This is a genomic window from Vibrio sp. 1F253, from assembly GCF_041439295.1.
GTDB classification, from domain to species: domain Bacteria; phylum Pseudomonadota; class Gammaproteobacteria; order Enterobacterales; family Vibrionaceae; genus Vibrio; species Vibrio tasmaniensis_A.
The window spans coordinates 18,244-29,005 of record NZ_JBGONU010000053.1; the positions used below are offsets into that span (position 1 = coordinate 18,244).

Here is a 10,762-nt window from a genome sequence, read left to right on the forward strand (position 1 = left end):
TCTTACCCTTGAACCTTAGCCACAGAGACACCCAGAATGTCAGCAATCAAACCTTCCGCTTTTTGTTCAAGCGCAATAATGTCTTTAGCGACCTCATCCATTGAACGAAGTGGCTTATGGCGGTAGAAGTATTTGTTAAAGCTGATTTCGTAACCAATCTTGACTGATTCAAGATTTATCCAAGCTTCATCAACATGAGGCTTTACTTCATCAAGGAAGTATTGATAAATGCTCTGCTCAAGCGGCACGGATTCACTATCACGCAGATCTGAGCTTAACTCATAAGTCACGAACTCATTGTGATTGCCCGTTGGGTAGTAACCAAAATCAGGTAAGTCTTGCAGTTCACATTCGTAGTTTTCTAACAAGTCATCTAACTTGTCTTGCTTAAGCTTAGCGACTTTCTTGATTACTTTTTCTGCATTTTCGTCATACCAGCTGACAGCATCCAAAATGGCTTTCTTTTCTGGTGCTGAAAGCTTAAGGCCGAGTGATTTAAGCTCTGTATCTACCAACTGTTTGAATTGGTTAAAGTCATTATAAACTTCATCACCAATCTTACTGTGTAACTGATTGGCCGCATTAACCAGTGCGCGTTGTTTGATCCAGTTTTTCGTATCCAGCAATTTGGTTTTTGCTGCTTTGTTTAGGCTGATATCGTTTTCTTCACACCACTTGGTGATCTCTTTTTCAATGCCTTTAACAAACCCAGCGTCATACACTTGCTCGCCATATTCGGCGTACAAGTACTCCATCACTTCACGCAGTGATTTTTCAAAACGTAGCGGTTCAATTAGGTCTGCGCGGAATTGGGCACTACGGCGATCTGGGCGCTCAATATTTACTTTGTAGTAACCAAAATCTTGGTTCTTGAACACTTGTGCAGCAATACCAACCGAATCACCTTTCTCACCGATAGCACGTTCAACAGTTCGGTTATCTAAATAGGTCGAGACAATTTCCGCAATGTGCTCTGGCGAGAATTCACAGTTTTTGTTACCTAAGTTCTTACGCAACTTACGGAACAGTAAGCTAGCATCAATCAGCTGTACCTTACCTTGGCGACTCTCAGGTTTATTGTTATTAAGCAGCCAGATATAGGTGGTAATACCCGTATTGTAGAACAGGTTGTTTGGTAACTGAACAATCGCATCCAGCATGTCATTTTCAATGATGTAACGACGGATATTGCTTTCACCACTACCTGCGTCACCGGTAAACAAACTTGAACCATTATGAACCGATGCAATACGAGCCCCTAACGGGCTGACTTGCGGCGACTTCATTTTGGTAACCATTTCCATCAGGAACAGTAACTGGCCGTCACTTGAACGAGGGATCGCATCTTGTTCTGATTCAACACCCCAGTAATCTTTTAACTTCACTTTAAAGCGACAATCAACGACATCTTTACCGTCTTTAATGTGCTTTTGCTCACTAGCCCAACTCTTACCGTAAGGCGGGTTAGAAAGCATGAAGTCGAAACGCTCTGATGAGAATTCATCGGTAGAAAGAGTTGAACCAACACGGATGTTTTCTGGGTTGTTACCTTTGATCATCATGTCTGACTTACAAATGGCGTAAGTCTCATCGTTGATCTCTTTACCGTAAAGGTAGATATCACGGTTCGATGCCGGGTACTTCTCTTCAACAAAGTTCTGTGTTTCTGTCAGCATACCGCCACTACCACAAGCAGGGTCATACACTGTGATTGAAAGTGGCAAATTGTCTTTGATTGGATCGAAAACAAGGTGAGTCATCAGTTCGATAACTTCACGTGGGGTAAAGTGCTCACCCGCCTCTTCGTTATTCTCTTCGTTGAATTTACGGATCAATTCTTCAAATACATAACCCATACCAAGGTTGCTAAGCGCTGGTAGTTTTTTTCCCTCAGGGTCTTCTTTAACCTCTGGCGTTAAATTGATGTATGGAGAGACGAATTTCTCTACCACATCTAGCAAAACGTCTTTACCCGCCATGTTGCGTATCTGAGCTTTCAGGTTAAAACACTCAACAATCTCTTTTACGTTATCGCTAAAGCCGTTGAGGTAATCTTCGAAGTTAGCGAGCAGAATCTGTTGGTTATTGGTCGCGGTACTGAACAACGTTTGTAGAGTCCACTTAGAAGTGTTGTAGAACACATAACCTGATGCTGCACATAATGGCGCATCATCAAGCTCAGTTTCATTCATCTCTTCTGTTTGGAATTTAACTTCTTCCAATACTGCTTCTTTTGATGGTTCTAAAAGCGTATCCAGACGGCGTAACACCACCATAGGCAAGATAACGTCACGGTATTTACCACGAACATAGACATCACGAAGACAGTCGTCGGCAATCGACCAAATAAAGGAAACGAGTTTATTATGTACTGAGTGGTCCATTTGGGATCCTATTTCTTTGTTACCCACACGTAACCGTGTGGACGGCATTAATCTTATTGGTTGAAACCAGGTAAAAGCTGGGTGCTTTCTATGCCTGATAACACATCTGTATTCTTTAAGTGCAGCTGATATTGCGAAGCGTTCAGGGAGCCCTCTTTCGAGCAGTCTACATTCCACTGTGTCAGTAGGTATCCCACCAGAGCAGAGCGAACTTCAATATTCAACTTCCCTTGAGTCATTTCATAATCAAGTTCAATAGCCTTTGGATGCTTGATTTGAGGGTGAACACCAATCTCTAGGCGAAGAACTGTATTCCAAGCATTGTCGTAACTTGCAGATTCACCGGGTTTTGGTGGTGTTGCTGAGCTCTCTATTTTTGTAAATCGACTACAAACAAAATCACGAAAACTGTTCGTCTTTCGATCAAAAGCTCGAACATGCCAACGATGACCATTGTTTATGATGGCGTGAGGGACAATGGTTCGATTGCCAGCACCAGAGGAAAGTGAATGGTAGCGACATTGGATGGCCTGGTTATTATGAATTGCACGCATCAAGGCTGCGACAATGTTTTGCTTCGGTTGCGTCAATCGAACAGCATCAAAGCACACTTGAGATTTGTCACCTTCAAGAGAGGCTCCATGCCCTTGCATCAGTTGATTCAATGCTTGTTCAGCATCATGAGCAAACAAAGGTGTGAAGCTATCAGTGCGCACGTACTGCTTGGTTTGGTGTACTAGCTCTGCATTATCAGGAGCCAACTCCCTGTAAAGGGTGAGATCTCTAGAACAAGAAGCTAACCCCGTTTGGAATTGTTGGACTAGGTCTGCTCTAGCCACAACCCCATAGTATTCGAGGCAAAAATCGATGAATGCTAATCGTTCCCGCTGCGAGTGATTTAATTTGTCTATTGATTCGTGCGTCATAATAATAAAGATGGCATGTTGATAGAAAGATTCTATACCATAAACTTGCACAAGTAATCATTTTGATACTATCTTTTTGATATAGAGCAATAGACATTACTCAACAAGGATAGATAGCCTCTGTGTTTTTGCAAAGACCTAAACCGTACAGCGATGAAAGCCTCGAGAGCTTCTTTATCCGTGTGGCCAACAACAATGGATATGGTGATGTCCATCGTTTCCTAGAAGCTACCAAACGCTTCCTACAAGACATTGACCATCACGGCTATCAAACCTTTCCAACTGATATCGAAAAGATTAACCCCTGCTCGGCCAAAAATAGCTCTGGTGCCCGAACTGCCTCACTCCTGAAACTCGCTCAATTAACGTTTAACGAACCTACCGAGTTACTTGGATTAGCAATTAACAGAACAAACTTAAAATATTCTCCATCAACTAGTGCCGTGATCCGTGGCTCAGAAGTTTTTCCTCGCAGTTTACTCCGGACAAAGTCCATACCCTGCTGCCCATTATGCTTACAAGAAAATGGTTACGCTTCTTACCTTTGGCATTTTGAGGGTTACGATCACTGCCATATCCATGATGTACCTTTACTCAACAGCTGTCGCTGTGGCGCTGAGCACGACTATCGAGTGTCTGGTTTAAGTGGAATGTGCGGTGGCTGCAAAAAAACTATCAGTACGAAAAGTTCAGAGAATAGCCATAAAGCAACATCCACTGTTTCAAGTTGGCTCGCTGGTAATGGGTCAAAAGATCTGCCAAATCTTCCCAAAAGCTACCGATGGGGGTTGATACATTGGTGGAGCCACATAAACGATAATAAATTCGAGCACCTGTCGTTCGTCCAATTTTTCTCGAACTGGCCAAGCTCGATCCACTCTATGATTGATAGTGAAATTGAATTCAATCTAGAACACGCAATTGTTGGAAAGAAGGAATTACGGGTTAAGGACCTTTTGGGGCGCATCTTTTTTAGTTCTATTCGACTACCAGAGCGTAACCTCCAGCACAACATCATCCTAGGGGAGCTTCTACGACATGTAGAGGCACATTTATGGGATAACGGTGGTTTGATCGCTAACCTTCGTATGAACGCTCTAGAAGCTACTGTGTTCCTTAATTGCAGTTTGGATGAGATAGCCTCAATGGTTGAACAACGCATCTTAAAGCCAAATCGTAAAACTAAACCAAATACACCTCTGGAGGTTAACGATTACCTATTTCATCTCGGTGATATCTTTTGCCTATGGTTAGCCGAATTTCAAACTGATGACTATAACCGCTCTTTCTATGTATCGAGGTGGTAAATGGAAAGTTTGAAAGAGTTACTACAATCAAGGCCAGATGATTTGAGCAAGGAATTAAAGCGAGCATTCCGGCCTCTTACTCCACATATCAAAATCGATGGAAAGGAGCTAGACGCTCTCACCGTTTTGGTTAACTTAACGGATAAAACCGCAGACCAAAAAGACCTACTGGATAGGGTTAAATGCAAGCAAAAGCTTAGAGATGAAAAATGGTGGGCTCACTGTCTAAAAACGGTTGAATATAGACAAAGCCACAACCTAAAATTTCCAGACATACGCTCTGAAGGTGTTATTCGTGCGACTCCTTTGGGGCAGCTACCCGAATTTTTACTCTCATCTTCTAAATTTGAACCACACCACTGGGCTTACAGCCATGATTCGAGTGATGTTAACAAAAGCGCCTTATTAACCAATGAATTTAGTTGGAATTGTGTGATTTCATGCCTTGGGGATTTACTTAAAGATGTAGAACACCCGCTGTGGCAAAAACTCAATACGCTTGGCTGCTACCAGAAAACACGTAAGGCTATCGCTAAAAAATTGGCTCAGATTTCTCAAACAACGATTAACGTCAGTCTCGCTCCAAATTACTTAACTCAACTATCTTTGCCTGATAACGACAGTTCTTATATTTCACTCTCGCCAGTGGCTTCTCAATCGATGCAAAGTCACTGTTATCAAGCGCTAGAAACTGAGTATCGCTATACAGCATTAACCCGTTACAGCCGCGGTACTAACATGGGAGTATTACCTATGACATGTGGTGGTGCTTTGAAGATGTTGAAAGCTGTCCCTAACTTTTCCCTTACACCTCATTATCAGATAAACATTGGAAAATCTTGGTTGACCTCAAGTCATATTCAATCGTTAAAACAGTACCAAACGCATACTCAATATTTAATGCCAAAAAACAAGCGAGTGGCTTACCGCAGAACAGTCAAAAACGAGATACAAGAGATGGTTAAGGCTTGGTTGCTCATACAGGACAGGACCATGGATGTGAATACTCTTGTCCAACATCTAAACCATGATCTATCCCGCATCAAATTAGCTAAGTGTTTTGCTTACGAACCGATTATCACCAAACTCCTACTTGGGCTTATAAAGCGTGAACTCAACGAACATAGGTCCGATTCAACTAACGTTGGCGGCAGTGAAAAAAAGGATTCATTCTTTGCTATTCCAAATATAAGAGTTTGTGGAGCAAGCGCGTTGAGTTCACCTATCACGGTCGGGCTTCCATCACTCACTGCTTTCTTGGGGTTTACTCACGCGTTTGAACGTAACTTAAATGAGTATTTTCCTACGCTCACAATTGATTCGTTTGCCATCTGTATTCATCAGTTGCATGTTGAAAAGCGCGGTTTAACAAAAGAGTACGTACAAAAGGTAAACCACACCATATCGCCCCCAGCAACACACGATGACTGGCAGTGTGATTTGCTCTTTAGTTTAGTGATTAGGTTTAATCGTAGCTTGAACGTCGATGAAAATACTATTGTTCGAGCTCTGCCGAAACGGTTTGCCAGAGGTTCCGCTAAAATAACCATTGCAGATTTCAAATACATCCGGTCATTTTCAACGTTAGAAAAGACGATTCAATCCTTTCCTCAGAAAACCGGCAAATGGCTATCGATGCATACTGAACCTATCGAAAACGTGAGTGATATTTTATCGGAAGTTAAAGATAACCGAAAATTAGCCCCAAGCTGTGTTGGGTATCATTTTCTTGAAGAGCCGACCGACAAACCTAACTCTCTTCGAGGTTATAAACATGCTTTTTCTGAGTGCATCATTGGTCTGATTGAGCCAATCACTTTTGATCAAAACACCGACATAAATACTATTTTGTGGCATCACAGGTGCTATCAAAACTACCTTTCTGTGCAGCCAAGGAGTACCTATCATGGAACTACCGACTAACCTAGCCTATGAACGCTCTATTGATCCTTCTGATGTGTGCTTTCTAGTTGTGTGGCCAGATGGGCGAAAGACCCCCTTAACCTACACTTCTCGTACTGTACTAGGACAAATGGAAACCGCAGCCTTAGCTTATGAGCCGTCGGGGCGGACCAAAGAGAGTGCAACCGCTGAAAAACTGGCTCAAGGTAACCCACATCAAGTCGATTTTTGTCATGCTCCTTTCGGTGCGAGCCACATTGAATGCTACTTTTCGGTCTCTTTTTCTTCTGAGCTACGCAAACCTTACAAGTGTAATTCGTCTACGGTTAAACACACACTAATGCAGCTAATCAAAGCGTATGAAGAAAATATTGGTTGGAATGAATTGGTTTCTCGATATCTAGTCAATATATGTAATGGATCATGGCTGTGGAAAAATACTAAAAAAGCCTATTGCTGGGATATAGAGTTAACCCCTTGGCCCTGGGCGGGAGGTGCTGTCAAATTTCAAAACATAAGGGCTAACTACCTTGAAAGAAGTGACTTTGAGAACCATAAAGATTGGGAAGCTATTGCTCAAATGACCAAAAATGCTTTTTCTCACTCTAATGGTTTGGCCATATTTGAAGTAAAAGCCACCTTGCGGCTACCAACCAATAAACAGATTTTCCCGAGCCAAGCATTCACCGAAAATGAAAGTAACAACGCTAATAAATCTAAGAAACAAAGCAAGGGACGAATTTTTCAAAGCACAACGGTTGACGGTGAACGGAGCCCAATATTGGGTATTTATAAAACTGGTGCCGCCATTGCGACCATAGACGACTGGTACCCCGATGCAACTGAGGCACTACGTGTCGGTCGGTTTGGGGTTCATAAAGAAGATGTCACTTGCTACCGTCACCCTTCTACACAAAAAGATTTCTTTTCTATCCTTCAGCAAACAGAGTCTTATATTGAAGCACTCACGTCTTCAGATAAACCAAATCAAGAGACCATAAACGACCTGCACTTTTTGGTCGCAAACATCATCAAGGGTGGAATGTTCCAACATAAGGGGGATTAAGTATGAAGTGGTACTACAAAACTGTCACTTTTCTGCCAGCGCGTTGTAACAATGAATCATTAGCCGCTAAATGTCTTCAGATTCTTCATGGCTTTAACTATGAATATGAAACAAGAAATATAGGCGTTTCATTTCCTCTTTGGAGTGACGATACCATCGGAAATAAAATTTCTTTTGTGAGCACAAATAAAATCGAACTCGATTTGCTACTCAAACAGCACTACTTCACCCAAATGAAAGATCTGCACTATTTTGATATATCCAATACAAAGGTTGTCCCTGACGGCTGCGAGTATGTTTCATTTAAGCGTTGCCAGTCGATAGACAAAGCAACACCTGCTGGACAAGCTAGAAAAGCGAAAAGATTAAAAAAACGTGCGGAAGAAAGAGGTGAAGAGTTTGACTTATCCTCGTTCAAACAACAAGAGGTTGTTGCACTCCACCACTACCACTCGCTTGAGGAAGACAGTAAAAGTCGTGCCGGTAGTTTTCGACTCAATATAAGAATGTTCAAAGAAACTCGCTTAGACGGAGATGCACTATTTAGCAGCTATGGTCTTGCTAATACTAAAAACACGTTTCAACCCGTACCGATTATTTAACCCTTTATTACAGCAAGAACATAAGGTATTGAAAGAACATTATTTTTATCTAGCATCTAAAAATAGGGACAAAATACCTTTTATGAATTAACTATCTGATAAAACCGTACTATTCTTTATTTAGCTACAGTGTACTGCCGAATAGGTAGCTGATAATAAACTGATGTCAGTAAATTTCAACTGTACCAAGAGAACTGCCGAATAGGTAGGAGACCATTCAATATCAATGCTATTGCTTCAAATCTCAAACCACTACTCTGTGGTTTGCTTTACAAATAAATGAGGACTATAATCCTCAAACTTACTGTAAAGTAGTTGATAACAAACGGACCACTTTCATTCGCGTTCAATAACAGTTAACTGCTGAATAAGTAGATATTTTAGGGCGACGCTGATTTTAAGGTAATAGCTCTCTCACATCACACTCAAGCACTTGTGCTAACTGGTAAGCTTTTTCGAGTGTGATGTTTACTTCCCCACGCTCAATCCTGCCAATATAACTTCGATCGATATCAGCTAAGAGAGCCAATCTGTCTTGAGAAATAGATTTATCTCTACGCATCCCACGTAGATTAGCACCAAACCGTTTTGCTAAGTCTTTCATTTAAAACGACTCTAAAAAACAAAACTATCGCCTCTTGATGCATTTATTGCCACGGATTATAATCCGCAATTTACTCTTTAACTGGTTAACTCAATGCGTAAGCAACACCGAATAGATAACAATATTTACCAATATATATCCCAACCTGAAGTCACTGATTTTACAGTCGTTGGAGTGAGAGATTGGGTACTCGAATGCTCTAGCATGTATGGTAATAAAAATAACGCACGTTTATTCGTTGCTAGACAATTGGATGCATTGGAAAAAGCAGGTTTGATCGTATGCAAAGGAGCAGGCAGAAAGAAGGCATTCTTTAGATCTGAACGTTTCTTTGAAGCAAAGTTTAAATCTATAGCTAAACAAAAAAGAAACAAGAAGATAAACGAATCACCTTTTCCACAGCAAACGTCTATTTTCATAGAACTACAAAATGAAAAAGCTAGCATTGAGGCTGAACTAGCCATCACATTAGCTGAAGTTGACGAATACAAAGTTCTTATGGCTCGCTCAAGTGATCTTAACAAACTACTAAAAAAATCATATTTAGAAGCTACTCAAAAGGCAGCCGCTCTAATGGCTAAGCTCAATGTTTGGACTCGCACAATGAAGTTAATTCGACTTGATGAGTCAACCCTATGTTGAGAGTGTGGCAAAAAGAGTGTATCGCACTAGCACTCACTCATTATCAAAATGAGAAGCGTCATTTTTTAGTACAAGCGACTCCAGGCGCAGGCAAAACCATAATGGCCGCAAATTTAGCAAAACAGATGTTCGACAAAGAGCTGATTGACTTTGTTATTTGTTTTTCCCCTTCAAGAATTGTATCAAACAGTATATCTGATTGCTTCTCGTCAATACTAGGAACGGCTTTTGACGGAAGATTAGGGACACAGGGCTGCTCAATGACCTATCAATCTCTTAGGCATATTGATGCCCAGTTTTGGTCAACGCTATCGAAGTATCGAGTTCTATGTATCTTTGATGAAATACATCACTGTGCAGGAGATAAAGAAACTAACACCAATTCCTGGGGACACCATATACTCAATGACGTACAGAAAGGATCAACCTACACTCTTGCTCTTACAGGGACACCTTGGCGTTCAAACTTAACGCCAGTAGTACTCTCTTCATATACAGCTCCTGAGGGGAAGATTGCTTGTGACTATCAGTATTCATTAGCTCAAGCAGTCAAAGATGGCGTGTGCCGAAGACCAACCATTGTTCTTATAGATTGCGAACACTCAACGATTAAAGCTAACAACCATATTGATTCATTTAATTCACTGCATGAGTTGATCACTGATGGAGGTATCAATTATTCAACAATATTACATAATGAATTAGCATTAATTCACATCTTAAAAAGGGCTATATCTCGCTTAGAACTAATCCGCACTGAGTCACCTTCTGCCGGAGGCTTAATTGTCGCATCTACGATTAACCATGCAAAAAAAATAGCATCACTACTTGAAGACACATTCAATCAAACGACCTGTACGGTGACGTACAAAGAAGATGGCTCGCATGCACGTATTGAGCACTTCAAATCGTGCGATACTGAATGGATTGTTAGTGTAGGCATGGTCAGTGAAGGAACCGACATTCCTAGGCTCCAGGTTTGCTGTCATCTTAGCAACATAAAAACTGAACTCTATTTTAGACAAATCTTAGGCCGAATATTGCGCTCAACTTCAAGCCTAAATCAAGAAGCGTGGTTCTATACTTTTGCAGAACCTAAACTCATTGACTTTGCTGAAGAAATTGAGAAAGACATCCCCAATAGTTGCCTGGTTCTTAGAGAGGAATCAGAGATATTAGACACACACCTATATTCGAGTGACTTAGGTTTAGAAGTGGAAATCGCCGTTCAAAAAGACCATCAAATATCAATAAGTTTTGAAGACGATATAAGCTGCGTATTTCGGTGATTGCGATCGCTCGTTTCGGTTTATTCCGATCACCTGATCC

Annotated in this window: 9 protein-coding genes; 6 read left to right on the plus strand and 3 right to left on the minus strand. The window is 41.3% G+C overall.

The window, feature by feature from the left end; genetic code table 11:
• Positions 1-2 precede the first annotated feature (2 nt).
• Both ACED28_RS19595 and ACED28_RS19600 read right to left on the minus strand, forming a co-directional pair.
• Positions 3-2,384 (minus strand): N-6 DNA methylase, encoded by a 2,382-nt coding sequence (locus ACED28_RS19595; protein WP_371710536.1) that lies wholly within the window; start codon positions 2,382-2,384, stop codon positions 3-5.
• Positions 2,385-2,437: 53 nt separating this feature from the next.
• Positions 2,438-3,223: a WYL domain-containing protein gene (locus ACED28_RS19600; RefSeq protein ID WP_240799230.1), complete on the minus strand. Its 786-nt coding sequence runs from the start codon at positions 3,221-3,223 to the stop codon at positions 2,438-2,440.
• 209 nt (positions 3,224-3,432) lie between these two features.
• Between ACED28_RS19600 and ACED28_RS19605 the strand changes: the two genes are divergently transcribed.
• Genes ACED28_RS19605 through cas6f form a run of 4 tightly spaced genes read left to right on the plus strand, consistent with a single transcriptional unit; the run spans position 3,433 to position 8,187 of the window.
• Positions 3,433-4,617: a TniQ family protein gene (locus ACED28_RS19605; RefSeq protein WP_136982631.1), complete on the plus strand. Its 1,185-nt coding sequence runs from the start codon at positions 3,433-3,435 to the stop codon at positions 4,615-4,617.
• On the plus strand, positions 4,618-6,540 hold the full coding sequence (locus ACED28_RS19610) for a type I-F CRISPR-associated protein Csy2 (protein WP_136982632.1): 1,923 nt from the start codon (positions 4,618-4,620) through the stop codon (positions 6,538-6,540). It abuts the gene before it with no gap.
• Complete coding sequence (csy3, locus tag ACED28_RS19615) at positions 6,524-7,585, plus strand: type I-F CRISPR-associated protein Csy3 (protein ID WP_136982633.1); 1,062 nt, start codon at positions 6,524-6,526, stop codon at positions 7,583-7,585. The genes ACED28_RS19610 and csy3 overlap by 17 nt, the downstream gene beginning before the upstream one ends.
• Positions 7,586-7,587: 2 nt before the next feature.
• Positions 7,588-8,187: a type I-F CRISPR-associated endoribonuclease Cas6/Csy4 gene (gene cas6f / locus ACED28_RS19620; RefSeq protein WP_136982634.1), complete on the plus strand. Its 600-nt coding sequence runs from the start codon at positions 7,588-7,590 to the stop codon at positions 8,185-8,187.
• A gap of 397 nt (positions 8,188-8,584) precedes the next feature.
• Here cas6f and ACED28_RS19625 read toward each other — a convergent pair whose 3' ends face one another.
• Positions 8,585-8,791 carry a helix-turn-helix domain-containing protein gene (locus ACED28_RS19625; RefSeq protein ID WP_136982635.1) on the minus strand — a complete coding sequence of 69 codons (207 nt, stop codon included), beginning with the start codon at positions 8,789-8,791 and terminating at the stop codon, positions 8,585-8,587.
• A gap of 93 nt (positions 8,792-8,884) precedes the next feature.
• Here ACED28_RS19625 and ACED28_RS19630 point away from each other — a divergent pair, with 93 nt between their 5' ends.
• Positions 8,885-9,433: a hypothetical protein gene (locus ACED28_RS19630; protein WP_102526006.1), complete on the plus strand. Its 549-nt coding sequence runs from the start codon at positions 8,885-8,887 to the stop codon at positions 9,431-9,433.
• Positions 9,427-10,722 (plus strand): DEAD/DEAH box helicase, encoded by a 1,296-nt coding sequence (locus tag ACED28_RS19635; protein ID WP_371710537.1) that lies wholly within the window; start codon positions 9,427-9,429, stop codon positions 10,720-10,722. Before ACED28_RS19630 ends, ACED28_RS19635 begins: the two co-directional genes overlap by 7 nt.
• Positions 10,723-10,762: the final 40 nt, after the last annotated feature.

What these genes read in the sequence shown, in the direction of transcription:
- ACED28_RS19595 (WP_371710536.1), bottom strand. Translation starts at nt 2,384, where the DNA reads ATGGACCACTCAGTACATAATAAACTCGTTTCCTTTATTTGGTCGATT.
- ACED28_RS19610 (WP_136982632.1), top strand. Translation starts at nt 4,618, where the DNA reads ATGGAAAGTTTGAAAGAGTTACTACAATCAAGGCCAGATGATTTGAGC.
- csy3 (WP_136982633.1), top strand. Translation starts at nt 6,524, where the DNA reads ATGGAACTACCGACTAACCTAGCCTATGAACGCTCTATTGATCCTTCT.
- cas6f (WP_136982634.1), top strand. Translation starts at nt 7,588, where the DNA reads ATGAAGTGGTACTACAAAACTGTCACTTTTCTGCCAGCGCGTTGTAAC.
- ACED28_RS19625 (WP_136982635.1), bottom strand. Translation starts at nt 8,791, where the DNA reads ATGAAAGACTTAGCAAAACGGTTTGGTGCTAATCTACGTGGGATGCGT.
- ACED28_RS19630 (WP_102526006.1), top strand. Translation starts at nt 8,885, where the DNA reads ATGCGTAAGCAACACCGAATAGATAACAATATTTACCAATATATATCC.
- ACED28_RS19635 (WP_371710537.1), top strand. Translation starts at nt 9,427, where the DNA reads ATGTTGAGAGTGTGGCAAAAAGAGTGTATCGCACTAGCACTCACTCAT.